General features: G+C 73.5%; 20 protein-coding genes and 1 pseudogene. 12 read left to right on the forward strand and 9 right to left on the reverse strand.

Annotated elements, in window-relative coordinates; genetic code table 11:
• Nucleotides 1–118: 118 nt before the first annotated feature.
• Nucleotides 119–2215 (reverse strand): MDR family MFS transporter, encoded by a 2097-nt coding sequence (locus ABT112_RS16655; protein WP_351510118.1) that lies wholly within the window; start codon nucleotides 2213–2215, stop codon nucleotides 119–121.
• A 712-nt stretch (nucleotides 2216–2927) separates the two neighbouring features.
• On the opposite strand from ABT112_RS16655, the gene ABT112_RS16660 reads away from it, so the two are divergent.
• Nucleotides 2928–3590, forward strand: coding sequence for an HAD-IA family hydrolase (locus ABT112_RS16660; RefSeq protein WP_351510120.1), 663 nt, complete (start codon nucleotides 2928–2930; stop codon nucleotides 3588–3590).
• A gap of 206 nt (nucleotides 3591–3796) precedes the next feature.
• Here ABT112_RS16660 and ABT112_RS16665 read toward each other — a convergent pair whose 3' ends face one another.
• Nucleotides 3797–4381 (reverse strand): TMEM165/GDT1 family protein, encoded by a 585-nt coding sequence (locus ABT112_RS16665; protein ID WP_351510122.1) that lies wholly within the window; start codon nucleotides 4379–4381, stop codon nucleotides 3797–3799.
• A 258-nt stretch (nucleotides 4382–4639) separates the two neighbouring features.
• A complete protein-coding gene (locus ABT112_RS16670; protein WP_351510218.1) occupies nucleotides 4640–5482 on the reverse strand; it encodes an ABC transporter permease in 843 nt (280 codons plus the stop codon).
• A gap of 578 nt (nucleotides 5483–6060) precedes the next feature.
• Between ABT112_RS16670 and ABT112_RS16675 the strand changes: the two genes are divergently transcribed.
• The 5 genes from ABT112_RS16675 (at nucleotide 6061) to ABT112_RS16695 (ending at nucleotide 12515) form a co-directional block, all read left to right on the forward strand.
• Nucleotides 6061–6732: an HNH endonuclease family protein gene (locus ABT112_RS16675; protein ID WP_351510124.1), complete on the forward strand. Its 672-nt coding sequence runs from the start codon at nucleotides 6061–6063 to the stop codon at nucleotides 6730–6732.
• Between the two features lie 184 nt (nucleotides 6733–6916).
• On the forward strand, nucleotides 6917–8791 hold the full coding sequence (locus tag ABT112_RS16680; protein WP_351510126.1) for an alkaline phosphatase D family protein: 1875 nt from the start codon (nucleotides 6917–6919) through the stop codon (nucleotides 8789–8791).
• A gap of 279 nt (nucleotides 8792–9070) precedes the next feature.
• Nucleotides 9071–11041 (forward strand): FAD/NAD(P)-binding protein, encoded by a 1971-nt coding sequence (locus ABT112_RS16685; protein ID WP_351510128.1) that lies wholly within the window; start codon nucleotides 9071–9073, stop codon nucleotides 11039–11041.
• A gap of 73 nt (nucleotides 11042–11114) precedes the next feature.
• Nucleotides 11115–11567, forward strand: coding sequence for a DoxX family protein (locus tag ABT112_RS16690; protein WP_351510221.1), 453 nt, complete (start codon nucleotides 11115–11117; stop codon nucleotides 11565–11567).
• A 273-nt stretch (nucleotides 11568–11840) separates the two neighbouring features.
• A complete protein-coding gene (locus ABT112_RS16695) occupies nucleotides 11841–12515 on the forward strand; it encodes a DedA family protein (RefSeq protein WP_351510129.1) in 675 nt (224 codons plus the stop codon).
• Between the two features lie 306 nt (nucleotides 12516–12821).
• Here ABT112_RS16695 and ABT112_RS16700 read toward each other — a convergent pair whose 3' ends face one another.
• The 4 genes and pseudogenes from ABT112_RS16700 to ku all read right to left on the reverse strand — a co-directional run.
• Nucleotides 12822–13556, reverse strand: coding sequence for an alpha/beta hydrolase (locus ABT112_RS16700; protein WP_351510131.1), 735 nt, complete (start codon nucleotides 13554–13556; stop codon nucleotides 12822–12824).
• Between the two features lie 211 nt (nucleotides 13557–13767).
• On the reverse strand, nucleotides 13768–14247 hold the full coding sequence (locus tag ABT112_RS16705) for a hypothetical protein (RefSeq protein WP_351510134.1): 480 nt from the start codon (nucleotides 14245–14247) through the stop codon (nucleotides 13768–13770).
• Nucleotides 14248–14505: 258 nt separating this feature from the next.
• Nucleotides 14506–14934, reverse strand: a complete 429-nt coding sequence (locus tag ABT112_RS16710) for a hypothetical protein (protein WP_351510136.1) — start codon at nucleotides 14932–14934, stop codon at nucleotides 14506–14508.
• 396 nt (nucleotides 14935–15330) lie between these two features.
• Nucleotides 15331–16446: pseudogene (ku, locus tag ABT112_RS16715) on the reverse strand (non-homologous end joining protein Ku); the annotation flags it as partial.
• Nucleotides 16447–16476: 30 nt separating this feature from the next.
• Here ku and ligD point away from each other — a divergent pair.
• The 3 genes from ligD (at nucleotide 16477) to ABT112_RS16730 (ending at nucleotide 19027) form a co-directional block, all read left to right on the forward strand.
• Nucleotides 16477–17373 (forward strand): non-homologous end-joining DNA ligase, encoded by an 897-nt coding sequence (ligD, locus tag ABT112_RS16720; RefSeq protein WP_351510137.1) that lies wholly within the window; start codon nucleotides 16477–16479, stop codon nucleotides 17371–17373.
• Between the two features lie 4 nt (nucleotides 17374–17377).
• A complete protein-coding gene (locus ABT112_RS16725) occupies nucleotides 17378–18277 on the forward strand; it encodes an ATP-dependent DNA ligase (protein ID WP_351510139.1) in 900 nt (299 codons plus the stop codon).
• A gap of 126 nt (nucleotides 18278–18403) precedes the next feature.
• Complete coding sequence (locus ABT112_RS16730) at nucleotides 18404–19027, forward strand: hypothetical protein (protein ID WP_351510223.1); 624 nt, start codon at nucleotides 18404–18406, stop codon at nucleotides 19025–19027.
• Between the two features lie 123 nt (nucleotides 19028–19150).
• Here the strand turns inward: ABT112_RS16730 and ABT112_RS16735 are convergent, their stop codons facing one another.
• Nucleotides 19151–20068 (reverse strand): LysR family transcriptional regulator, encoded by a 918-nt coding sequence (locus ABT112_RS16735; protein ID WP_351510141.1) that lies wholly within the window; start codon nucleotides 20066–20068, stop codon nucleotides 19151–19153.
• Between the two features lie 415 nt (nucleotides 20069–20483).
• Between ABT112_RS16735 and ABT112_RS16740 the strand changes: the two genes are divergently transcribed.
• Nucleotides 20484–21218: a L,D-transpeptidase family protein gene (locus tag ABT112_RS16740; RefSeq protein WP_502975370.1), complete on the forward strand. Its 735-nt coding sequence runs from the start codon at nucleotides 20484–20486 to the stop codon at nucleotides 21216–21218.
• A 489-nt stretch (nucleotides 21219–21707) separates the two neighbouring features.
• Nucleotides 21708–23540, forward strand: a complete 1833-nt coding sequence (locus ABT112_RS16745; protein ID WP_351510227.1) for a glycoside hydrolase family 15 protein — start codon at nucleotides 21708–21710, stop codon at nucleotides 23538–23540.
• A gap of 11 nt (nucleotides 23541–23551) precedes the next feature.
• Here the strand turns inward: ABT112_RS16745 and ABT112_RS16750 are convergent, their stop codons facing one another.
• Nucleotides 23552–24205, reverse strand: a complete 654-nt coding sequence (locus tag ABT112_RS16750) for a GNAT family N-acetyltransferase (RefSeq protein ID WP_351510144.1) — start codon at nucleotides 24203–24205, stop codon at nucleotides 23552–23554.
• Nucleotides 24206–24508: 303 nt separating this feature from the next.
• Here ABT112_RS16750 and ABT112_RS16755 point away from each other — a divergent pair, with 303 nt between their 5' ends.
• Nucleotides 24509–26344 (forward strand): TIGR03767 family metallophosphoesterase, encoded by a 1836-nt coding sequence (locus tag ABT112_RS16755; protein ID WP_351510146.1) that lies wholly within the window; start codon nucleotides 24509–24511, stop codon nucleotides 26342–26344.
• Nucleotides 26345–26505: the final 161 nt, after the last annotated feature.

A 26505-nucleotide genomic window follows, 5' to 3' on the forward strand; every position in this document is an offset into this window, starting at 1 on the left:
GCACGTTCCGACGAGCATAGCTGCATGCTGCACTCAGCAGCGTTAAAGGAGCGCAAGGATTCCCTTACGGGGCAGTCGGCACGCGCGGAGCCCGCCCGGCACGGCCGGACTCCGGCCTTCAGTAGTGGTCCGGCCGGTACGGGCCCGTGGTGCGCCGGATGTCGGGCTGGTGCGGGCGCTCGCCGTCCGAGCCGCACATCTCGGCGTTCAACTCCTTGACCAGTTCGACGAGATCGGTGGGCCGGTCCGGGCCCCACCAGTCGCCGAGCAGTTCGGCGAGGGATTCCTCCCGCGCCCGGGACAGCGCGTCCGCGACCTGCCGGCCGTCATGGGTCAGCACCAGCGGCAGCCCGGCCCGTACGGCGAGGCTCCGCTCCTCCAACTGCCGTGCGGCGCCGGAGATGACGCCGAGCGGCACGGTGCTGTGCTCGGCCAGCAGGGCGGGTTCGGCGCCGCCGTAGCGGCTGATGCGCAGCAGCAGCCAGCTCGCCGCCGGTTCGAGGTCGCAGCCCGCGCGCCGGGTGATCTCGACGTAGGCGTCGCGCCGTCCCTCGCGGCTGCCGAGGACCGACAGCGCCCGGCACACCTCGTCGCGCGAGGAGCGCTGGACGGGGTTGCTGGCCAGCGTCTCGGTGATGTCGGGCGAGGTGACCGAGCCGCGCAGCGGGTCCTCCTTGAGGAACCAGGCGACGACGAAGGCGACGGTCACCACCGGGGCGGCGTAGAGGAAGACGTCGGTGATCGAGGTGGAGTACGCGTGGATGACGTCCGGCTGGAGGGCGGCGGGGAGCCGGGCGATGGTCCGCGGGTCCGACTCCAGGGTGCCGAGCCCGATGCCGGGCGGGAGCTGTTTCCCGGCCAGCTCCTCCGCGAGCCGGTCGCCGAGCTGCGAGGTGAAGATCGTGCCGAAGATGGCGACGCCGAACGAGCCGCCGATGGAACGGAAGAACGTCGCGCCGGAGGTGGCGGCGCCCAGGTCCTCGTAGCGGACGCTGTTCTGCACGACCAGCACCAGCACCTGCATGACCAGCCCCAGTCCGAAGCCGAACACCGCGAAGTAGGCGCTCGTCTCCCAGGTGCCGGTGGTCTCCTCGAGGTGATGGAGGAGGAGCAGACCGACGGCGGTGACGGCGGTGCCGGCGATCGGGAAGACCTTCCACCGGCCGGTGCGGGCGACGATCTGGCCGGAGCCGGTCGAGGCGACCAGCAGTCCGGCGACCATCGGCAGCAGGTGGACGCCGGACAGGGTCGGTGAGACGCCCTGCACGACCTGGAGGAAGGTCGGCAGATAGGTCATCGCCCCGAACATCGCGAAGCCGATGACGAAGGAGATCACCGAGCAGAGCGCGAAGGTGCGGATGCGGAACAGGCCGAGCGGCAGGACGGGTTCGACGGCCCGCCGCTCGACGGCCACGAACGCCGTCAGCAGCAGCACCGCGAGGACGCCGAGCAGCACGATCTGCCAGGAGGACCACGCCCAGGTGGTGCCGCCGAGCGAGGCCATCAGGACCAGGCAGATGGCGGCCGAGGCGATGAGGAAGGTGCCCGGGTAGTCGATGGTGTGCCGGGTCGGCCGGGCCGGGATGTGCAGCACGGCGGCGATGACGAGGAGGGCGACGACGCCGATGGGCAGGTTGATGTAGAACACCCAGCGCCAGCTGAGGTGGTCGGCGAAGACCCCGCCGAGCAGCGGTCCGAGCACGCTGGACGCGCCGAAGACCGCGCCGAACAGCCCCTGGTAGCGCCCGCGGTCCCGGGGCGGCACGATGTCGCCGACGATCGCCATGGACAGCACGATGAGCCCGCCGCCGCCGAGCCCCTGGACCGCGCGGAACGCAATGAGTTCGGGCATGTTCTGCGCGACGCCGCAGAGCGCGGAGCCGATGAGGAAGAGGACGATCGCGGCCTGGAAGAGCTTCTTGCGGCCGTACTGGTCGCCGAGCTTGCCCCAGAGCGGGGTCGCCGCGGTGGCGGCGAGCAGATAGGCGGTGACCACCCAGGAGAGGTGGTTCAGGCCGCCGAGGTCGCTGACGATCGTGGGCAGCGCGGTGGAGACGATCGTCTGGTCGAGGGCGGCCAGCAGCATCCCGAGGAGCAGCGCGCCGATCGCGACGAGCACGGTGCGCCGCGGCTGTCCGGCTCCGGGCACCACGGTGACGGCTCCCGCACCTGTGCCGGAGCCGGAGCCGATGGGTGGGCTTGCGTCCGGAGCCATGGACGCCTCCTCGCCTGGACCGTCCGCCACGGCACGGGTCCGCCGCGGCACGTATCCATCCTGAGCGGTCCGCCGGAGGACGGCCTGCTGAGACGGTGCGGCGACTGTGGAAGGGGCGCGGGGGCGGAGGCGCAGGTGGGGAGGCGGCCGGACGGGGACGGGGACGGCCGGACGGGGCCGAGGCCAGGGGCGGCCGGACGAGGCCGAGGCCAGGGGCGATCACCCGCACCTGGGGAACGGGGGGACCGGCCGCGCCCATCCGGGCCCGGGTGGGGCCAGGAGCGGGTGGCACGGGGTGACGGCGGACGGGTGGAACCGGGTGAACCGGGTGCCGGAACGTGACGGGCGGGCCGGGTCGGCGGGGCGCCCGGCGAGGGCCGGCGGAAATTGATGACGCCCAGGACTGGCATCGAGCCGCCCTTGTTTGTATCGTGTAGGAACAAAGTGGTTCCGCCCGCATTTCCCTGACCGGCGGGCGGAACCACTTGGTATCCCCCTGGCATCCCCTGGTATCCCGTTGCGCGCCGGCCCCGTCCGCTCCGCAGCCCGTCCGCCGCCGGCCGGGGACCGGTCCGCCCGGCCCGCCTCCGACGGGCTTCGAAGCCGGCCGCCCCGACCGCCCGCCGCCGCCCTTCACCCACCCGTCGTGCCCCGGTCCGCACTCCCGCAGTACTGCCCCTGCCCCTCCTGTCTGCCTTCCTGGAGCCTGCCGATGACGGCCACCACGCCCCTCACCGCCCGCGCCCTGCTGCTCGACATGGACGGCACCCTCGTCGACTCCGACGCCTCCGTGGAGCGCGCCTGGCGGCGCTGGGCCGGGGAACAGGGCCTGGATCCGGAGCACGTACTCCGCGACATGCACGGCCGGCAGGCGCACGCCACCATGGCGCTGCTGCTGCCCGGCCGGAACGAGGAGCTGAACCGGGCGGACGACCGGCGGATGCTGGAGTGGCAGACCGGCGACACCGACGGGGTCGTGGCGATTCCGGGTGCCGCCGCCCTCCTGGCGGGGCTCGCCGGGCGGCCGCACGCGCTGGTCACCTCCGCCGACGAGCACCTCACCCGGGCCCGGATGGGCGCGGCCGGGCTCCCCGTTCCGGAAGTGCGGGTGACCGCCGAGCGGGTCGGGTGCAGCAAGCCGGACCCCGAGGGCTATCTGAAGGCCGCGGCCGAGCTGGGCTTCGCGCCGGAGGACTGCGTCGTCTTCGAGGACTCGGCCGTCGGCATCGCGGCGGGCCGGGCGGCCGGGATGCGGGTCGTGGGCGTCGGACCGCGGGCCGCGGCGAGCGGCCCGACGGTCGCGGTGCCCACGCTGGAGCAGGTGCGGGTCGAGGCCGCCGCGGACGGCGGCCTCGTTCTCACGGTCAGCCACTGACGGAGGCCGGGCGGGGCGGGGGCGACGGGGCGACTCCGGGGATTCCGGCCGCCCGGAACCACCGCAACGCCGCGCCACCGGACGCCGGGCCACCCGCGCCGCGCCAGGGGTCTACCGCTACGCCGCACCTCGCGGCCACCCACACCCCCGCGCCTCGGAACCCCCGCGCCCCCGGGGCAACCGCCTCGCCGCGCCCCGGCCCCCCGCTACCCCGCGACCGCCTCGTAGAGGCTGAACCCGGCCAGCGCCAGCATCACCACGGCCGCCACCCTGGTGATCAGCCGCAGGGGGACGTACTTCATCAGGGTGCGCCCGCCCAGGATGCCGATGGCGGCCACCGTCCACAGCGCGAGCACCGCGCCCAGGCCCACGGAGACGGGGTCGTCGTAGCGGGCGGCGAGGTTGGCGGTCATGATCTGGGTGAGGTCGCCGAACTCGGCGACCAGGATGAGCATGAACCCGGCGCCCGAGACCTTCCAGAAGCTCTGGTCGGCGGGCTCGCGCAGATCCTCCTCGTCCTCCTCCTGCCGCTTGAAGAGCAGCACCAGCGCACCCGCCAGGAAGAGCAGCCCGACCACCGCCTGGACCAGCCGGTGCGGCAGCAGGGTCAGGACGCTGCCCGCCGCGATGGCGAGCGTCACATGCACGGCGAAGGCGGCCGCCACCCCCGCGAAGACGTACGAGGCGCGGTAGCGGGTGCCGAGCACCAGGCCCGCGAGGGCGGTCTTGTCGGGCAGCTCGGCGAGGAAGACGACGCCGAAGGCCACTGCGGCGATGCTGAAGCTGATCACTGCGGTTGATTCCTCAATCGGTCGGGGCTGCCGTACCGAGAGACCTGCATGGATCAGGGGTCGCTTCGGCACGGCAGCGTCCATGTGGATCCATGCGGGCATGGACGGACACTGCTGGCCGAAGGTCTCGCCGGCGCGGTACGCGGACGTACCGGCCTCCGGGCGCCGGCTCAGCCGTTCACCCTGCGCGCGAGGCGCCCCACCGGAAGCGGTGGGCGGGTGGCGGGCCGGGCAGTATGTCGACGGTCCGGCGAAGAGCTACTCCCCTTCTGCTCGCCCCAGGGTACGGGACGCCGCCGGCCCGCCGTCACGGCGGTGCAGCCGGCCCCGGGCGACCAGCTCCAGGACGAGCGCGACCGCCACCGCCTGCACCATCAGCAGCGCGACCAGGACGAAGAGCTGCACCGCGCCGGCGTCCACCGGGGACGCCCCGCCCAGCAGCATCCCCACGAAGGCCCCGGGCAGGGTGACCAGGCCCACGGTCCGGGTCTGGTCGAGCCCGGGGAGCAGGGCGTCGGACGCGACGGGCCGGGCGACCTCCAGCCGGGCCTCGCGCTCCAGCAGGCCGAGGGCCAGGCCGGCCTCGACCTCGCCGTACCGGGAGTGCAGCTCGTCCAGGCAGCGGCGGCCGGCCAGCACGGTGGCGGTGAGCGCGCCGCCGATCAGAATCCCGGTGATCGGGATCAGCGCGATGCCCTTGAGCGGAACGAGGCCGGTCAGCAGCAGCACGGCGACGACGGGCAGCACCCCGGCGGCGATCGGCACGGCCGCCCACCACCAGGTGCGGTTGGCGGTGATCCGGCGGCCCGCGGTGCGGACGGCGACGGCGAACATCAGGGCGATGAAGCCCAGCAGCAGCGGAACCGCGCGCACCACCCAGCCGATGACATACGACACGGCGGCGAGCTGGACCGCGGCGCGCAGGCCCGCGGTGCCGATGGCGCGGGCGTAGCCGCGGCCGTCGTGGTCGGCGAGCCGGGCGACGGCGGCGACCCCCGCGGCGGCCACGAGCAGCGCGCCGAGCACGATCCCGAGGGTGGGGTTCACCGGCAGCAGGGGCTCGGCGGCGAACGACTCGGCGGGCAGGGGCGGAGCCGCCATCGGGCCGGGGGCGGGCGGCCGGGTCACCAGCGGCCCGGCCGTGAACGGTTCACCGGCAGCATGCACCCGGCAACCCTACGGTCGCCCGCACCGCGGCGGAACGGACCGAGGACGGCGGCGCGCCCGAACCCTGCCGGCCGTCCCGAGAGGCGCCCTTGCCCGAGAGGTACCGACTTCGTCGCCGGGACACCCGTTCCTCGCGGCGCGCCCGGCGCCTCTGCCTTCACAACCCGCGCCCGGGCCTCTCCGGCCTTCACAAACCCACGTCGGCCCCTCCAGCCTTCACAACCCGCACCTGGGCCTCTCGGTCTTCACAACCGGAGGCCCGCCCTCTCCCGCCGGAGGCCGCTCCCCTCCCCTCGGAGGCACCGTGCGCCACCTCGGCCCCACCCTCCTCACGGACCGAACTCCCCCGCCCGTCCGCCGGGTGGCGATGCGTCAGGTGTGACGAGCAACCTCTTGATATGGCGTGCACATGTCGCCAGTCTGTTACGTGGTGCCCACCCCACGGAAACCCGGCACCGCGACGATGACCGGACCTTGTGCGGTCATCACCCCCCACAACCCAGGGAGTTCCCATGTCCCGTACTTCCACCTCCGCTTCCGGCCGACGTGGCGTCTACGCGCGTCGAATAGGGATCGTCGCCGGGGTGGCGGCCCTGGCCGGAACGGTTTTCCTGAACGGCCCGTCCGCCCAGGCCGAGCCGCCCGCCCCGCCGAACGCCGAGACCGCCCGTACCCAGCTCGCGAAGCTGAAGGTGCAGCCGGAGGGCTCGCAGGACGGCTACAGCCGGGAGAAGTTCCCGCACTGGAGCGACCAGAAGGACGAGTGCAACACCCGTGAGGTCGTGCTGAAGCGCGACGGCAAGGACGTCAAGCAGGACTCCTACTGCTCCGCGAAGAGCGGCACCTGGACCTCCCCCTACGACGGCGCCACCTGGCACGACCCGCAGGACGTGGACATCGACCACGTCATCCCGCTGTCCGAGGCGTGGAAGTCCGGCGCCCGGGACTGGACCACGGACCGCCGCGAGGACCTGGCCAACGACCTCACCCACTCGCAGCTCATCGCCGTCACCGACAACGTCAACCAGGGCAAGGGCGACCAGGACCCGGCCAAGTGGCTGCCCTCGAAGAAGAGCTACCACTGCACGTACGCCCGGATGTGGGTGTCCGTGAAGCACACCTACGGCATGACCGTCGACTCGGCCGAGAAGAAGGCCCTCAGCGGCATCCTCAAGGGCTGCTGACCCACCCGCCGCCGGGGCCCCGGCACGGTCCCGACGCGCCCGGCGCGTCCCGGCCGGCCTGGGCCCGGTGGCGGTGCGCGGGGAACCCACCGGGGGGAACTCCCGAAGAACCTCCGGCGGGAAACCACCCGCTTCCCTCCGTCGTTCCGTACCGTACGGGGCGACAGAGGGAGGGCGGACGCCGATGGCGGGACTGCTCCTGGGACCGCTCCTGCGGTACGTGGACGAGCACAGCGCGACCGTATGGATCGAGACGAGTCGCCCGTGCGACGCCGAGGTCGTCTGCGACGGCGGCTCGGGCGGCGGCGCGGCACGCACCTGGCAGGTCGCCGGCCACCACTACGCCCTGATCACGGTGATCGGACTCGAGCCGGGCACCAGCACCCCGTACCGCGTGCGGCTGGACGGGCAGGAGGTCTGGCCGCCGCCGGAGGACACCCGTCCGCCCAGCACGATCACCACGCTCCCGGCCGGAGCGGACGGCCCGCTGCGGATCTCGTTCGGCTCCTGCCGCTGGGCCGCGCCCCCGCACGGCGGCGCCGCCGCCCGCGCCGCGGGCCGGGCCGTGCGCCACGATCCGGTGGGGCCCGACGCGCTCGACCTGCTGGCGACCCGCCTCGCCGGGGAACCGGACGCCGAACGGCCGGACGTGCTGCTGCTCCTGGGCGACCAGGTCTACGCGGACGAGACCTCGCCGGCGATGCGCCAGTGGATCGCCACCCGCCGCGACCTGAAGGAGCCCCCGGGCAGCCAGGTCGCGGACTTCGAGGAGTACACCCGCCTCTACTACGAGTCCTGGCTCGACCCGTCGGTGCGCTGGCTGCTGTCCACCGTGCCCAGTTGCGCGGTCTTCGACGACCACGACGTGATCGACGATTGGAACACCAGTGCGGCTTGGCGGGAGAAGATGCAGGCCGCCCCGTGGTGGCAGGAGCGGATCCTCGCCGGGTTCATGTCGTACTGGGTCTACCAGCACCTGGGGAACCTCTCCCCCACCGCACTCGCCGCCGACCCGCTGTTCACCCAGGTCCGGACGGCGGCGGACGGCACCGACCTGGTCCGCGAGTTCGCCGCCCGCGCCGACGCCGACCCCGGCCACACCCGCTGGAGCTACCGGCGCGACTTCGGCCGGACCCGGCTGCTGATGGTCGACACCCGGGCCGGCCGTGTGCTGGAGGAGTCGCGGCGCGCGATGGTCGACCCGGACGAATGGGCGTGGGTCCGCGACCAGGTGACGGCCGGCGGACCGGGCGCCTACGACCATCTGCTGATCGGCACCTCGCTGCCGTGGCTGCTGCCGCCCGCCATCCATGACGCGGAGCGGTGGAACGCCGCGCTGTGCGCCGGGGAGCGCGGGCGACGCTGGGCCCGGATCGCCGAGAGCCTGCGGCAGGCGGGCGACCTGGAGCACTGGGCGGCGTTCCCGTCGTCCTTCGACGCGTTCACCGAGCTGGTCGCCGAGGCGGGCAGCGGACGGAGCGCCCCGGCGACGGTCTGCGTCCTCTCGGGCGATGTGCACCACGCGTATGTCGCCGAGCCACGCTGGCCGGGGGGTGCGGAGAGACCGGGGGGTGCGGAGAGCCCGGGGGAGCCCGGGGGCGCCCAGCAGGCCGGGGACACCTCACAGCCCGGGGACGCCCAACAGGCCGGTGGAGTCCGACAGGCCGGGGATGCCCAGGGGCCCGGCAGTGCCCAACGGGCCGGTGGATTCGTGCCGCAGGCCCGGATTCTGCAGCTGACCTGTTCGCCGGTGCACAACAGCGTCCCGGCCTCCATGAAGCTCGGTTTCCGGTTCGGCTGGAGCCGGGCCGGACGGTGGGTGGGCCGGGCGCTGGCCCGGCACGCGCGGGCCGCCGAACCGGCGATCGGCTGGGACCGGACCGGCGGTCCGTGGTTCGGCAACCAGTTGATGACGCTGACGATCCGCGGGCGGACGTCGAGCCTCCGCCTGGAACAGGCCCGGCAGGAGAGTGACGGCCGGACCTGGCTGGAGCAGGCGGCCGAGAGCGAGGTCAGCGGGCCGGGGCAGGAGCGGGCTCACCCCACTCGGCGCCCCTGACCGTTCCGCACGTTCGGCCGTTCACGGACGGGAGAGCAGCCGGGTCCGTCCCCTCGGCCGCTTCCCCGTCCGCTCCGTCGGCCGTCCGCTTGCCCGTTCTCATCCCCCTGTGGTCCGCAATGGCGGACGATCGCCCGCGATCCTCCACGATCACCCGTGATCCGAAGTGATCCATCCCACACCGAAGAGAGATCCTCCGATCAGGGCTTCGAAGACCGGTGGGGCGGGCGGCATGATGGCCTCTTCGCTTGAGCCCCAGTTGCCTCGGGAGAGTCCGTCTTGGCCGGAGAGCACCACGCCATAGCCCTCGTCGGAGCCGGCCCCCGCGGTACGAGCGTGCTGGAACGCATCTGCGCCTCGGTCCCGGAGTTGCTGCCCGGCGAGCGCCTGACCGTTCATGTGGTGGACCCGGCTCCGCCGGGCGCGGGGCAGGTCTGGCGCACCGACCAGCCCGGCGAACTGCTGATGAACACGGTGGCCTCGCAGGTGACGCTGTTCACCGACCCCAGCGTGGAGTGCGACGGCCCGATCCGTACCGGCCCGAGCCTCTACGAGTGGGCCGCGTCGCTCGACGCCCGCTGTCCCGACCCCGCGCTGCTCGCCGAGGCGCGGGCCCTCGGCCCCGACGACTACCCGAGCCGCGCCTTCTACGGCCACTATCTGAGCTGGGTCTTCCACCGCGTCGTCAGCGGGGCGCCCGCGGCGGTGGACGTGCGGATCCACACCTCCCGCGCGGTGCGGCTGGAGGAGCGGGCCGGCGGCGAACAGCGCCTCACCCTGGAGAACGGCCACGAACTGGCCGGGCTGGCGGCGGTGGTGCTGGCCCAGGGCCATGTGCCGGTCGTCCCGGGCGAGGCAGAGGAGCGTTTCTCCTCGTACGCGGCGGAAAACGGCCTGGGCTACCACCCGCCCGCCAACCCGGCCGATCTCGACCTCAGCCGGGTCGCCCCGGGCGAGGCGGTGCTGCTGCGCGGCCTGGGCCTCAACTTCTTCGACCATGTCGCGCTGCTGACCACCGGCCGCGGCGGCGCGTTCCGCACCGCGGCGGACGGCACGCTCCGGTACCACCCCTCGGGACGGGAGCCGCGGCTGTACGCGGGGTCGCGCCGCGGGATCCCGTACCACGCGCGCGGCGACAACGCGAAGGGCGCGTGCGGGCGGCACGAGCCGCTGCTGCTGACTCCGGCCGTCATCGCGGCGTTCCGGGCCCGGGCGGACCGCGGTGATCACCCGGACTTCCTCGCCGAGGTGTGGCCGCTGGTCGCCAAGGAGGTCGAGACCGTCCACTACGAGGCGCTGCTGACGGCCCGCGCGGCCGCGGCGCCGGTGACCGCGCCGCTGTTCCGGGAGCGCTTTCTGGCCACTGGGCACGGCAGCGCGGAAGAGGCCTCCGTCCTGGACGCGTTCGGGATCTCCGAGGACGAGCGCTGGTCGTGGCCGGACGTGGCCCGCCCGCACGACGGCCGCACCTTCGCCGGCGTCGGCGACTTCCGGCAGTGGCTCCTCGCCCACCTGCGGCAGGACGCCGAGCACGCGCGGCTCGGCAATGTCGCCGGCCCGGTCAAGGCCGCGCTCGACGTGCTGCGGGACCTGCGCAATGAGCTCCGGCTGATCGTGGACCACACCGGGCTCTCCGGCACCTCCCGCCGCGACCATCTCGACCGCTGGTACACCCCGCTCAACGCCTTCCTCTCGATCGGACCGCCGCGCCGCCGGATCGAGGAGCTGGTGGCGCTCGTCGAAGCGGGCGTCCTGGACGTGCTCGGGCCCCGGCTGGAGGTCCGGCCCGGAACGCCGGGCGGCGGCGCGGGCTTCACCGCGTCCTCGGCGGAGGTGCCCGGCTCCGAGGTGACCGTGACCACGCTGATCGAGGCCCGGCTGCCGGCCACCGATCTGCGCCGGACCTGCGATCCGCTGCTGGCCCAGCTGCTCAAGACCGGCGCCTGCCGGACGCATGTGGCCGACGGGTACGAGACGGGCGGGCTGGACGTCACCCGGGTCCCGTACCGGCTGGTGGACGCGGAGGGGCGGCCCCATCCGCGCCGGTTCGCGGTGGGCGTGCCGACGGAGGGGGTGCACTGGGTCACCGCGGCGGGCGCCCGGCCGGGAGTCAACTCGGTCACACTCGCCGACACCGACGCGGTGGGCCGGGCCGCCCTGCGGGCCGTGCAACCAGGCGCTCCGGCCTTCGGGACAACGCAGAAGAAACCGGATCCGCGGCCGAATATTGAACTTGCAAGTATTGATTAGGTCTACCTAACGTGGGCCCTCATCGGTTCCGTCCCCACCGAAGGAGTCCCCCGTCATGTCTTCAGCCAGCCCGCTGAGATCCCGCCTCGACGGCGCGCAGCCGTACGCCCTCGGCCTGTTCCGCTTCGTGATCGGCCTGCTCTTCGCCTGCCACGGGGCCGCCTCGCTGTTCGGCGTGCTCGGGGGCGCGATGGGCGGCGGCACCGTCCCGACCGGCACCTGGCCCGGCTGGTACGCCGCGGTGATCCAGCTCGTGGGCGGCGCCCTCGTCGCCGTCGGCCTCGGCACCCGGGCCGCCGCGCTGATCTCGTCCGGCTCGATGGCCTACGCCTACTTCGTCGTTCACCAGAGCGCGGGCCTCCTCCCGATCCAGAACGACGGCGAGCCCTCCGCGATGTATGCCTGGGCCTTCCTGCTGCTCATATTCACCGGTCCCGGCGCGTGGGCGCTGGACGGGCTGTTCGGCGGTCGCGACCGGACGGCCGCGCCGGCCGCCGCCCCGGCCGAGCAGCCGAGCACCGTCTGACGGCACCGGCGCAACAGCATCCACCGCGGGCCGGGGGCACTCCCCGGCCCGCGGCCGTCTATCGGTCCACGCCCCTTCCGGTTATGACCTCCGCGCCCATTCCGGTTATGACGCCCGGCGCCCCGAACGCGGGCATCCGGGTGAGAGTGCTCCGACATCGCCCATCCCCCGGCAAATCTCTCCCCAAGGCCCAGGCGTACGCTGTATGGCTATGAAGGCCGCCCCTGCCGCTCCCCTGCGACGTCGCGGCGGGGGACCGGACAGGGAGAGACGTTGCTCGCGAATCTGGGGTCGCTGACCCTCACTCCGTGGATCTACGTGATCGTCGGGATGTCGGTTCTGCTGGACGTCTTCCTTCCCGTGCTGCCCAGCGGTGTGCTGGTGATCGCCGCCGCCACCGCCGCGGCCGGCACCGGGACCGCGGCGGGCGCCGTCTCCGCGACGCACGGCGCGACCGCCGACGTTCCCGACATCCTCGGGCTGGTGCTCTGCGCGGCCACCGCCTCCTGCCTCGGCGACCTGGTCGCCTACCGCCTCGCCTGGCGCGGCGGCGACCGGCTCGACCGCGCCATCGCCCGGTCCCGGCGGCTGACCGCAGCTCAGGCCCGGCTGGGCAACGCTCTGATCCGGGGCGGCGGCCTGCTCGTCCTCGTCGCCCGCTTCGCACCGGCCGGACGGTCGGTGGTCAGCCTCGGCGCGGGCGCCATGCACCGCAAGGCCGCCGAGTTCCTGCCGTGGTCGGCGCTGGCCGGGCTCGCCTGGGCCGGATACAGCGTCAGCCTCGGCTACTTCGGCGGCCAGTGGCTGGGCGCGACCTGGCTGGGTGCGGCCGTCTCGGCGCTCGCCCTGTTCGCCGCCGGCGCGGGGGCGGCGTACGCGCTCCGGGGGCCGAGCGCCCGACGGACCCCGACTCCTGCTCCGGGGGCATCGCCGGCCGCCCAGCAGTGAGCGACCGGGGCGGCCGCACCCCTGTGGCCGTACCCCCTGCGGCCGTACCCCTGCGGCCGTACCCCCTGTGGATCACGCCGGGTACGGCGCCCCGGCGCGCCGGCGCGCCCGCGTCACGTCACGGCCCCGGTACCCGTCCGCGTCTGGCGTCGGCGGCGAGGCCCCCACGACCTCGCCGCACGTGCCACCCGGCGCACCGGCCCCTCGACCCATCCGGCACGCCGGGCAGTCGTCGGACGGGCTGCCGTCGGACGGGCCATCGTCGGACGGGCCGTCTCGGACGGAGTGTCGTCGGACGAGCCGTCGTCACACCCGGCACGCCAGGCCCTCGTCCTCGCCGTCCACCGAGGCGAGCGCGGACACGACCTCCGGCGGCAGCTCCGCGGCACCGAGGAATCCCGCGGTGAGCTGTGCCGTGATGGAGTGCCAGTCCGTGGCCCGCTTCAGCATGGCGTGGTCGCTGCCCGGAACCACCAGGCGGCATACCTCAGCGCCCGCCGCGCGGGCTCGTAAAGCGAAGCTGAGCGAGCCGCGGGGATCGGTGATCCGGTCACGGTCGGAGTGGATGAGCACCACGCTCTTCCCGGCCAGGTGCTCGACCGGCTCGTCCAGCGGGCACCAGGGAGCGAGCGCGATCACCGCGCGCACCCGCGGATGACCCCCGATGCTCAGCGCGGCGCGGGCGCCCAGGGAGTGCCCCACGAGGACGAGCGGCAGCGGTCCGACGGCTGTCGTCAACTCCTCGACCGCGGACTCGGCGTCGCGGGCGGCGTCGGCCCGCAGGCCGTTCCACCCCCGGTGCCGGTAGCGGACCTCGCCGAGCGCGACGCCGTAACCGGCCGTGGCGCGCTGGACGGCGCGGCAGATGGGACGCATCCGCAGCGCCGGCAGGTTCCACGGGCACGGACGGTCGAGCGCGTCGGCCTGCCCTCCGTGCAACAGCAGCACACCGGCTCCCGGCTCGGCGGGCATTCTGCGCATCACCAGCGGGCGGTGCCCCACACACTCTCCGAAGCCGCGATCCTGATGGTCGTTGTCCACGCCGCGCTTCCCTTCCCCAGCGATCCTTGGTGCCTCCGGGCCCGGCAGGCCCGACGCGCATCTCCCCCGCCCTCTATTCGTCGCCGGGGCGGGTGCGGATGGGTCCTCGTTTCGGAACGGGGGAGTTCTTGCTCGCTGGCACTGCGGATCAGTCCCGGACGCCGTTGCCAATGGGCAGGGTGCGCTCTTTTCGGGGCCTGTGGACGGTGGGTCAGGCGCCCTTGGGGGTGGCCCGTGCGCCCTTGCAGGCGCGCTTCCCGGCGGTCCGTGCGCACACCCCCGTGAGCCCGGCCCGCCGCCCGGCCCCGTTCCCGTTCCGGTCACCCGGCGGACGGGAGAGCAGCGCGGCCACGGACAGGGCGCCCCAACCCACCGACACGGCCACCGCCTTGACCCGGGTGGCACGGCCCGGCAGCGTCGCGCCCAGCAGTACGGCGTCGCCGAGGTCCGAGGCGATCCGCAGCACCGTGGCCGCCCGGAGCGCGGCCCCCTCGGGGGCGACGGCCATGGCGAGCCCGTTGGCGGCATCGCGCCAGGCCAGCGGGCGCAGCGAGATCGCGGTCTCCACTGCCGTCCGGCCCGCGTCGTCCACCAGGCCCGATGGGCGGGCGAGCCACTCGGGGCGGGTCGCCACCGCGACGCCGTAGGCGGCTGTGACGGCTCCGATGAGCCGCAGGAATCCCACTCGCACGTCTCTGCCTCCGCACTGTCCATGGGCCGGTGGCCCGGTGAGCGTTCCCCCGGCAGGAGGGCCCCGAATGCCCCGCAGCCGGGCGGACCCGGAAGCCGAGCATGCCCAGGACCCCGAACCCAGAACCCGAGCGAGCCCCGAACCTGAGCGAGTCCCGAACCCGAACGAGCCGGGACCCCGAATGAGCCTCGCATCGGCCACAGGCCTGGTCGGGGCACCTCGCGGGTTCCCGTCCGGGCAAGTCCCGCCCGTCTCCCCTCAGGGCACCTCGCGCAGGTAGGTGGCGCCACAGGTGTGGCAGCAGGGTTCCCGGGTCGTGCCCCAGGAATCCTCCGGCCGGATGGCGGCCCGTGGGTCGAGTTCGCGACCGCAGAGGGCGGTCGTGCCGGAGTTCCGGACCATGTGCCACATCTTCACCGCTCCCAGGCCGCTCCCGCCCTCGGCCGCCCGCCGCCTCTTCCGCCGCTTCGCCCGGTGCCGCGCCAGGATGCCGCTCCCGGCGTCCCTGGGAGAGCCGCCAGAGCCGCCAGAGCCGCCGTGGCGAGTGCCACCGCTCCCGTCCGCGGTCCCGTCCCCGGTCGCCGCCCCACTCCCGTCCCCGGCTCCGTCCTGGGCGCTGTCCCGGGCTCCGTCCTGGGCTCCGTCCTGGGGTGTGTACTCCGCGCGCAGTTCGTGCAGCGCATGCATCGGACCACCTCCCTGTCAGGCCGAGGCGCGCTTCTTCGCGGCCGTCTTCTTGGCCGCGGCCTTCTTCCCGGCCGTCCCGCCGGCCGCGCTCGCGGCGGTCGTCCGCCGGCCGCCGGACGCGGCGGCGCTCTTCGCCGTGGACCGCGCGGTCGATTTCGCGGTCGACTTCTCGGGCGACTTCGCGGTCGACTTCGCCGTGGTCTTCCCGGCGCTCTTCGCTCCGGAGCTCCGGGCCGTCGACGTGCTCTTCTTCCCGCCGCCCGCTTTCGGGGAGCCGGCCCCCGCACCCGAGGAGGACGCCCGGGACGACGACGCCTTGGCCGACGCTCCTCGGGAGGAGGAAGCCTTGGCGGATGTCGATTTCACAGCGGACGCCCTCGTTGCGGATGTCTTCGTCGCGGACGCTCTCGTGGCGGATGTCTTCGCAGCCGATGCCTTCGCACCGGACGGCCTCGCGGCGGACGAAGTGGCAGCGGAGGTTTTCGCCGCGGGCGTCTTCGTCGAGGAGGCCTTCGTCGAAGACGGCTTCGCAGCGGACGTCTTCGCGGCAGACGACTTCGCCGAGGACGTCCCGGCGCTCTTCCGCGCCCCGGCCCCGGACGAAGCCCCCTTCCGCCCTCCGGCCCCGCTGCCCGCCCTGCCGCCCCCGGCCGCGGCCCGCCCACCCGTACCGCTCTTCTTCGCGCCCCGCGCCGGGCGCAACTCCTTGACCTCGGCCTCCTCCCCGTCCTCCGCGCCCCGCTCCCCCCGGGCCGCCCGCACGCTCTTCTCCAGCGCGGACATCAGGTCGATGACCCGGCCGCCCTCCGGCCGCTCCCCCGTCCCCTCGGGCTCGGTGCCCTCCAGCTTCGCCGCGACCAGGGCCTCCACGGCCTCCCGGTACTCGTCGTGCAGTTCCTCGAACTCCAGCTCACCGAGGGTGTCCATCAGGGTGTCCGCGAGATCGAGCTCGGCCTCCCGCACGGTCACCTTCGTATCGGGCACCATGCCCTCCGGCGGCCGGATCTCGTCGGGCCACAGCAGGGTGTGGAGGGCGAGCGCGTCATCGATCACCCGGAGCATGCCGAGGGTCTCGCGCCCGCGGAGCGCGAACTTGGCCACGGCCACCTTCCGGGTGCTGGTCAGCGCCTCCCGCAGCAGGACGTAGGGCTTGGCCGCGGCCGGCCCGTCCGCCCCGAGGTAGTACGAGCGTTCCAACTGGAGCGGATCGATGCTCTCCGCGGGCACGAAGGCCAGGATCTCGATGGTCTTGGCGGTCGGCAGCGGCAGCGCGGCGAGGTCCTCGTCGGTGAGCGGCACGGTCGTGCCGTCCGGGGCCTCGTACGCCTTGACGATCTCCTCGTTGGGCACTTCCTCGTCGTCCAGCTCGCACACCTTGCGGTAGCGGATGCGGCCGTTGTCGGCGAGGTGCACCTGCCGGAACGAGACCGAGTGGCTCTCCGTGGCACCGAACACCTTGATCGGAATGTTGACCAGGCCGAACGAAATGGACCCTTTCCAGATCGATCGCATCATCCGTCCTTTTCATGGGATTCTCATGGTATGTCGCAGATGACCGAGGTGGAGGGGCGGCGCCTGGCGCTGAGCAACCTGGACAAGGTGCTCTATCCGACCGGGTTCACCAAGGGCGAGCTGCTGCACTACTACGCCACCACCGCCGGCGCCGTGCTCCCCCACCTCCGCGACCGGCCGCTGTCGTTCCTGCGCTATCCGGACGGCGCCGAGGGCGAGCACTTCTTCGCCAAGAATCTGCCGCCCGGCACCCCCGACTGGGTGAGGACCGCCGTCGTCCCGCGCTCGGGAGCCGGGGAGACCGGCCGGCACGTCCTGGTCCAGGACATGCCGACGCTGATGTGGGCGGCGAACCTGGTCACCGAGTTCCACACCCCCCAGTGGACGGCGGACGACCCCGGCACGGCCGACCGGCTCGTCTTCGACCTCGACCCCGGCGGGCCCGCGACGATCGTCGAGTGCTGCGCCGTCGCCCGGTGGCTGCGGGAGCGGCTCGGCGAGGACGGGTTCGAGGTCTTCGCGAAGACCAGCGGCTCCAAGGGGCTGCACATCCTCGCTCCGCTGGAACCGGTCGACGCCGAGCGGGTCACCTCGTATGCGAAGGGGCTCGCCGTCGAGGCCGAGCGGGCGATGCCGGGCCTGGTGGTGCACCGGATGGCGCGGAACCTGCGGCCCGGCAAGATCTTCGTCGACTGGAGCCAGAACACCGCCGCGAAGACCACCGCCGCCCCCTACACCCTGCGCGCCCGCCCCTCCCCCACCGTCTCCACGCCCGTCACCTGGGACGAGATCCACGCCTGCACGGAGCCCGGCGAACTCTCCTTCGAGGCGGACGACATCGCTCCGCGGCTGGCGGAGCACGGCGATCTGCTCGACCCGCTGCTCGACCCCGGGCGGGGACGCCCGCTGCCGGCCACGGCGGAGTGACCGCATGACGGAGAGCCCGCCCGCGGTGGTGCTGCATCCGCCGGTCGAGGTGATGCGCCCCCGGAACGCCGACGAGATCCCCCGGCAGGGCAGCACGGCCGGAGGCTTCCAGTACTCCCTGAAACTGGACGGCTTCCGGGCCCTGGCCTTCGTCCTGGAGAGCGGCCGCGTCTTCCTGCAGTCCCGCTCCCGGCGGGACCTCGCGCCCGAGTTCCCGGAGATCGCCGCCTTCCTGGGCGCACATCTGCCTCCTGGGACCGTGCTGGACGGCGAGCTGTGCGCCTACCGCGAGGGGCGGCTGAGCTTCACCGATCTGCTCCGCTCCCGCCGGGACCGCGAGCAGGCGGGCATCCCCGTCTACTACATCGCCTTCGACCTCCTCGCCGCCCCCGGCCGGGACGTCCGGGCCCTGCCGCTGAGCGAACGCTGGGACCTCCTCGGAACGGCACTGGCGGACATCGGCCCGCCCGTCCAGCGGGTGCTGGCGACGCTCGACGAGGAGACCGCCCGCCTCTGGTTCGGCGACCTGCGGGACGCGGGCGTCGAAGGCATCGTGGCCAAAGCGCTGAACTCCGCCTACCGGCCCGGAGGCACCTCGTCCTGGCGCAAGATCCGGCACTCCGAGACGCGGGACGGCGTCCTGCTCGGCGCCTTCGGCCCGCCGGACCGGCCCCACGCCCTCCTGGTGCAGGTCGCCGACGAACAGACCCCGCAGACCACACCCCGGCTGACCACCGCCCAGGCACGCGAGGTCGGCGAGCTGCTCCGGGGCCGGCTGGGCGAGCTGACGGACCATCCGGACCACGGTCCGGTGCGGATGCTCACCACCCCGCTCCCGGTCGAACTGCGCCAGGCGGCCGGACGCCACGAGACCGCCCGCTTCGTGCGCGTCCGGGCGGAGTGACGACGGACGGGACGAGCGAACGCCGCCACGGGCCGGGGGAACCCCGGCCACCGGGATGAGCGACGCGACGCGAAAAGGGGGCTGCCCCCGCCTCCCGCGACGGCGACACTGGCAGGCGTGCTGATCATGGATGCCGTACTGGAGACCTACGACGCCCGGGGCTTCGCCCTGTGGCCCGTCGCCGAACCGCGCCCGGCCCCCTGGCTGCCCCTGTCCGGCGCCCTGTCACCGTCCGAGGTGGGCACGGCCCTGGCGGTCCTGACCACCTACAACCGGGGAGGGCGCCGCTCCGACGGCACACCCCGGAACGTTCTGGAGCAGGTCCGTCGGCTGACCGATGCCGAGTGCGTCATCGCCCCCGGCGGCCTGCGGGTCCGGCACACCGGAACCGGGATCACCGCACAGCCCGGCTGCTGTTTCGGCCTGGAGAACTGGCGGGACTGGCTCGAGCTGGTGGACCGCGGGGAGCCCTGGCTCGGGCACGACCCGACGCCCGTCGTGGAGCACAGCGGGGAGACCGCCCGGCTCTGGAGCGACGGCGACCGGCGGGACACGCCCCCGATCGACATCCCCCGGGCCCTCCTTCCGGGCCTGCTGGGCTCCGTGCACGACGGACTCGTCGGCTTCCTGGCCTCCGTCGGGCAGTGGGCGGACCGGCGCGTCCCCTCCCTCGCCGACGACCTGGTCGCGAAGCTCGACGAAGGCCTGGCCATCACCGCCCCGCTGCCGCACCCCGGAGCGGCGGCGTAGGAACGAGGGGCCCCCGGCCCGCGCATGCGCCCCCAGCAGGGACAGCCCCAGCAGGTACGGCCCCAGCAGGTACGGCCTCAGCGGGAACGGCTGAGCAGGACGGCCTCAGCGGACAGGGGCGCCTCAGCCGGCGGGCGGTGTGCCCGTCAGGCTGTCGACGACCGCGTCGGCGAAGGCACGCGCCGACGGGCTGAGGGCGTCCCACTGGCGCACCGCCCAGCCCACGGCGAGCGGCGGCAGGGCCGGTATGGGGACCAGGCGCAGCCCGCCGTGGCCCGAACCGTCGCGGACCCACCCGGGCAGCGCCGGCACCACCGCATGGCCCAGGCTGAGTTCGGCCAGCAGGAGGGCCGTGTCCCAGTCCGCGACGCTCGTCGTCGCCTCCCACCGGCTGCCCAGCCCCGTCAGGTGCTCTTCGAGGCGGAGCCGCGACGCCGAGTTCTCCGGAAGCCCGATGGGCCGGATCGAGGCGAGCTCCTCCGCGTCGATCTCCGACCGGGCGGCGAGCGGATCGTCGGTCCGCACGGCCAGCACCCAGGGCAGCTCGACGACGGGGCGCTGCTCCATCCCGCGCGCCGTGCCGGTAGCCGCCCCGATGGTGATCCACGCCAGGTCGACCTCACCGCTGTCGAGTGCGGCGAAGCAGTGGCGGCCGGCGCTCTCGGTGTGGAATTCGAGGCTCACCCGGGGGAAGCGGCTCCGGAAGGAGACCACGGCGTCGGCCATGAAGTGCCGTACCGAGGTGGCCCCGGTGGTGACCCGGACCGTTCCGCCGCCGCCCTGCTGCAGGTCGGCGAGGCTGCGGAGGGCGAGATCGAGGCCGCCGATGCCGTGGGAGGCGGCCCGGTGGAGGATCCGCCCGGCGTGGGTGGGGGTCACGCCGCGCGGCTGCCGTTCGAGGAGACACAGGCCCAGCTCGCGTTCGAGCCGCTTGACGTGCTGGCTCACCGCCGACTGACTGCACGACAGGTCGCGGGCGACCGCGCTGAGACTGCCGGATTCGCAGGCGGCGACGAAGACACGGAGATCATCGAGAGTCACCAACCCAAGCTAGACCTTGGGGATATGGAAGAAAACCCGTTGATTGACTTGGGTATGGCCGACGCGTCACGCTGTTTCCGGATCCAGGCGGCAACCTGTCCGGCGCGACGCGCGACGCGCGGGACAGGTGCCGACCCTCTATCCCGACACGTCTCCACGGTGGTTCGGTGTGGGCCGCCGGTGTGATGAACCCGGTGGGACTTTTGGCCGGCCACGCAGCGCGAGAGGAATGTGGTGCCGGCCGACGCACCGTCACCGGCGTTCCGGCCTCCATCCCCTGGTGGGGTTGATCCCCATGCTCCGTGTTCCGCTGATGCGCCGTCCGGTGGGCCATGCTCCGCCGACAGCAGCCTTCACGACCGCCTCCGCCCCAACCACCTCCTTTCCAACCACCTCCTTCCCGACGGTCTCCTTCCTGACGGCCGCGCTCGTGGCCGCCACGCTCCTGACCGCCGCGCTCCTGACCACTGCGCTGCTGCCGCCTCCGGCCGCGGCGTCCGGCCGGCCGGAGGGCGGCTCGCCCGCGCCTCTCCCCGCACGCATGGCCCGTACCGGAGGCGGCACCCAGCTGATCACCGCGGTCGCCCCGGTCCCGGCGTCCACCACGGGCACGGTGACCTGGTGGCGGCAGCGCGCGGGCAGCTGGGTCCGGGTGGGTTCGGCCGCCGCCCGCTTCGGGGCGAACGGCCTGGTCGACGGGAGCGGACGGATCCAGGGCACCTCCACCACCCCCGCCGGGCTGTACGGGCTGCCCTTCGCCTTCGGGACCGCCGGAGCACCGGCGGGTACCTCGTTCCGGTACCGCCGGGTCACCGAACGCTCCTGGTGGTGCCAGGACAACCGCTCCACCGCCTACAACCGGTGGGTCGAGCCGCTGCCCCGGGACTGCGCCGCCACGGAGGCGGAGCGACTGGCCGCGTACCGCACCCAGTACGCGCGGGCCCTGGTGATCGGTTTCAACTACCGGCGCCCGGTCCGGGGGCGGGGCGCGGGCATCTTCCTGCACGTCAACGGGCGTGGGGCGACGGCGGGTTGTGTGTCGGTGTCCGCACAGGCGATGCGCGCGATCCTGACCTGGGCGGATCCGGCGGCCAGGCCGCACATCGCCATCGGCACCGGCTCGGGGCCCACCGCGATCACCCGCTACTGAGGCGATCCCCCGCCCCCGACACGACCGGGCCCCGCCCGACAGCCCCGACGCCCCGGCACCCGCCCAGCCCGGGCACCCCAGGCACCCCGGCACCCCAGGCGGCCCAGGCAGCCCGCCGCGCCGGCTCCCCCCGACACCACGGCAGCCCACCAGCCCCGGCGCCCCCGGCATCCGAAGCAGCCGAGGCAGCCGAGGCAGCCGGGCCGGCTCCCCGGGCGAGGCGGCAGCAGTATCGGCTTAGGCTGATATGTGGTGCTTACTCCTGTTCGACCACGGAGGGCGGTCGGAGTGACAGCTGACGCCGAAGCGACCGGCACCGGTGCCACCCGGCCCGGTCCGCCGGCCACCGCAGCCACCTCGGCCACCCGGCCGAACCCCCCGGACACCGAAGCCCCGGACAGCAAGGCCCCGGGCACCACGGCCCCGGACCCCGACTCCACCGACCCCCGGCCGGCCGACGCCGGCACCGGCACCGGCCGAACCGCCGAGGTGCCCGAAGCCCGTGGCGGCTCCGGCGGGGCGGGCCCGTCCCGCTATCTGCCGATCGCCGAGCACGGCCTGATCGGCGATCTCCGGAGCGCGGCCCTGGTGGGCACGGACGGCACCATCGACTGGTACTGCTGCGGGCGCTTCGACGCCCCCAGCGTCTTCGCCTCGGTCCTCGACGCCGACCGGGGCGGGTGCTTCGAGCTCGCCGCCGACGTGCCGTCCCGCACGAAGCAGTTCTACTTCCCCGACACCAACGTCCTGATCACCCGCTTCTTCGCGGAGGACGGGGTCGGCGAGATCCAGGACTTCATGCCGATCGTGGACGACTCCCGCGAGGCGGACCGGCACCGGCTGATCCGGCGCGTGGTCTGCGTCCGCGGCGCGCTGCCGTTCCGCGCCCGGGTGGCGCCCCGGATCGACTACGCGCGGCAGGAGCACACCGTGAGCGTCGAGAAGGGCCAGGCCCTGTTCGCGGCGCCGTCCCTGACGCTCGCGCTCACCACCAGCGTGCCGATCGAGACCGACGGCCGCGACGTGTGGTCCCTGTTCAAGCTGCGCGAAGGCGAGTCGGCCGTGTTCGCCCTGGACCGGGTCGGCGGCGAGGTGACACCGCGGTCCTGTCCGCTCGGCGAGGCGGAGGAGCTGTTCGACGCCACGGTCCGGTACTGGCGCCGCTGGCTGTCGAAGTCCCGCTACCGGGGGCGCTGGCGCGAGATGGTGCACCGTTCCGCGCTCACCCTCAAGCTGCTGACCTACGCCCCCACCGGCGCGATCGTGGCCGCCCCGACGACCAGCCTGCCGGAGCAGATCGGCGGCGAACGGAACTGGGACTACCGCTACGTCTGGATCCGGGACGCCGCGTTCTGCATCTACGCGCTGCTCCGGCTCGGCTTCACCGACGAGGCCAAGTCCTTCATGCAGTTCCTGTCCCAGCGCATCCGGGTCGGGGACAACTCCTCGGGCCCGCTGCAGATCATGTACGGCATCGACGGCCGCAGCGACCTCCCCGAGGAGCTGCTGCCGCACCTGTCGGGCTATCTGGACTCCGCCCCGGTCCGGGTCGGCAACGCCGCCGTGGACCAGCTCCAGCTCGACATCTACGGCGCCCTCATCGACTCCCTCTACCTTTACGACAAGTGGGGGGAGCCGATCTCCAGCGAGCACTGGGACACCGTCTGCACCCTGATCGAGTGGGTGTGCGACCACTGGGACCAGCCCGACGAGGGCGTCTGGGAGACCCGCGGCGGCCGCCAGCGGTTCCTGTACTCGCAGCTCATGTGCTGGGTGGCGATCGAGCGGGGCATGCGGATGGCCGCCCACCGGGGCCTGCCCGCCGATGTGATGCGCTGGGGCCGGGAGCGGGACGCGATCTACCGGCGGATCATGCGCCGCGGCTGGTCGGACGAGCGGCGCGCCTTCGTCCAGCACGAGGGCGACACCGTCCTCGACGCCTCCGTACTGATGATGCCGCTGACCAAGTTCATCTCCCCGACCGACCCGAAGTGGCTGTCGACGCTGGACGCGCTGGGCGAGGACCTGGTGTCCGACTCCCTGGTCTACCGCTACGACCCGCAGGCGAGCCCGGACGGGCTGCGGGGCGAGGAGGGGACGTTCTCCATCTGCTCGTTCTGGTACGTCGAGGCGCTCGCCCGGGCGGGCCGCGGGGACGAGGCCCGGCTGGCGTTCGAGAAGATGCTGACGTACGGCAACCACCTCGGCCTGTTCGCCGAGGAGATCGGCCGCACCGGCGAACAGCAGGGCAACTTCCCGCAGGCGTTCACCCACCTCGCGCTGATCAGCGCCGCGTTCAACCTCGACCGGACCCTGGGCTGACGGCCAGGCGCCTACACCCGCTCCTCCGCCCGCTCCTCCGCTCGTCCCTCCGCCCGCTCCTCCATCTGCCCCTCCACCCGTTCCACCAGCCGGGCCTTCGCCGGCGGCCACTCGTCGGCGAGCATCGAGTAGTACACGCTGTCCCGCCAGCTGCCGTCCGGCTGCTTTCGGTGGCGGCGCAGCACCCCCTCGTGCCGGGCGCCGAGCCGGGCGATGGCCTGCTGCGAGCGGACGTTGCGGTGGTGGGTCTTCCACTGCACGCGCCCCATCCCCAGCTCCTCGAAGGCATGGGTGAGCAGCAGCAGCTTGGCCTCGGGGTTGACGGCGGTGCCCCAGTGCGCGCGCCCGTACCAGGTGGAGCCGATCTCCAGCCGTTCGTGGTGCGCGCTCAGGTCCAGGTAGGTGGTCTGCCCGACCGCCCGGCCGGTCTCGCGCAGCACGACCGCGAACGGAACGGTCAGGCCCGCCTCCTGGTCGGCGAGCTGCTGCTCGACCAGTCCGTGCAGGGCCTCCTCGGTGCCGGGCGTCCGGACGGACTGCCAGCGCCATACCTCGTCGTCGGCGCCTCCGGCCTCGAACAGGTCCGGGACATGGCCGGTCGTCAGCGGCTCGAGGCGGAGGGTGCGGCCATGGAGAACAACGGGCACAGGGAGCGCACAAGTCATGATCACACGGTAGCCCTGCTCTGCACTAGAGACAATGCCTCATTGCACTAATACATAATACGCCCCCCTCTCGACGGCGCCGCCCACAGCCCCTCCCTGAACAGCGGATGAGCGCCCGGCAGCGCCCCCATGACCTCCACGAACCACCTCACCCCCGGCGCCATCGCCGACCACTCCCGGGCGTTCCGCGTTCCGGCACCGTTCAGGAATCAGCAACTCCGGCCGTTCACGATCCCGGAGAGAAAAGTCGACTCAGTGATGTATCGATCTTGCTGATCCCTGACGCGGCACCGGAAGGACCCCATGGCCGGAACCGATTCCGCACCCGACGCGCCCGATACTCTCAACGCCCGCACCGCCTCCCACGCCCTGAACCGCCGGCACTTCCTGCTCACCTCCGGCGCCGCCGTCGCCGCTGTCGGGCCGCTCGCGCCGCTGCTCCCCGCGCCCCGCAGCAGCCCGCCCCCGCCCGCCGCGCGGCCGGCGGCCGGCACCCCGGCCACCGCGCCGCCCGTCCGGCGTGCCGCGCCGTACGGGGTGACCACCCTGGAGACGACGGCGCGGCTCCCCGGCGTGACGGGCGGCGGCTACCGGCGACTGGCCTCCGGCCCCGGCCGGCCCCTGGTCGTACGGGGCGAGCTCGCCGCCCCCGGAGCGGGCCGGAAGGACCGGCGCACCGCCCTGGCGTGCTTCGTGCAGTTCACCGACCTGCATGTGGTGGATGTGCAGAGCCCGTTGCGCACCGAGTTCCTGCGGGCGCGGAACGCCGGCTCCTGGCGGCCACAGGAGGCGCTGTCCGTGGCCGGCGCGGTCTCCCTGGTGGAGCAGGTGAACGCGCTGGACGAGGGCCCGCACACCGGACTGCCCCCGGCGTTCGTCATGACCACCGGCGACAACGTGGACAACAACTCCTCGATCGAGCTGGAGTGGTTCCTCACCGTCATGAACGGCGGCCGGATCACCCCCAACACCGGCGACCCGCGCTCCTACGAGGGCGTGCAGAACTCCGGCCTGCCCCTGTACTGGCACCCCGAGGACCGCCTGCGCGACCAGGACAAGAAGCTCGGCCTGCCGCACCTCCCGGGCTTCCTGGACGCGGCGGTGCGCCCGGTCACCAGCCCCGGGCTGCGCATCCCGTGGTACTCCACGGTCGGCAACCACGACGACCTGCCGGGCGGCTGCTGGGCCCCCGACGACCCCGCCCTGACCGAGGTCGCCACCGGCGCCCGGAAGCTGTACCGCGTCCCCGACGCCGACCTGGCCGCCCTCGCGACCGCGGTCTCCACCGGCGACGACCCCAAGGCGGGCGTGCTCAAGAAGATCCTGGCCGACTACGCGCCGCAGGCCCGGACGGTCACCCCCGACCCCCGCCGCAAGCCGTTCACCCCGCACGAATACCTGGCGGCGCACCTGGACCCGCGGCACACCGGCCCCGGCCCGGCCGGTCACGGCTACACCGCCGGCAACCTCGACGGCGACCACATGTACTACGCGTTCCCGGTCGCCGAGGGCGTCCTCGGCATCAGCCTCGACACCACGTACCGCAGTGGCCACTACGAGGGCTCACTGGACACCGGACAACTGCGGTGGCTGGAGCGGACGCTGACCGCCCACAGCTCCCGCCACTACGACGCCGACGGCCGCGCCGTCCGCAACCCGGCGGCCGACGACACCCGCATCCTGGTCTTCAGCCACCACAACAGCCCCACCATGCTGCGCCGGCCCGACGCGGCCCGGTCCGAGGAGCCGCGGCACGACGGAGCGGAACTGATCGCGCTGCTCAGCCGGTTCCCGAACGTGGTGGCCTGGATCAACGGCCACAGCCACACCAACCGGATCACCCCGCACGCCCACCGCACCGCCCACCGGTCGTTCTGGGAGGTCAACACCGCGTCCCACATCGACTATCCGCACCACGCCCGCGTGGTGGAGCTGGTCGACAACCACGACGGAACGCTCTCCCTGCTGACCACCCTCATCGAGTCCGCCGCCCCGCACCGGACGGACCTCGGCGACCTCTCGGCGGTCGGACTGGCCTCCCTGTACCGGGAGCTGTCGTACAACGCCCCCGGCGTCAGGGAGGGACTGGCGGGCACCCCGGCGGACGGCAACACGGAACTGCTCGTGCGCTACGCGTAGAGGCAGGGAGGCCCCAGCCGCCGGGGACCCGCGGAACGGCACCCAGGCACGACAGCACACGGCACACGGCACACGGCACACCGGAACGCGCCACAGGGAACGGGTCCGGGCCGGGCAGTCCGGAAACCACCCGGCCCCAGCACGTCTCCCGAGGCCCCCCG

The organism is Streptomyces sp. NPDC002055 (genome assembly GCF_040296705.1).
Lineage (GTDB): Bacteria > Actinomycetota > Actinomycetes > Streptomycetales > Streptomycetaceae > Streptomyces.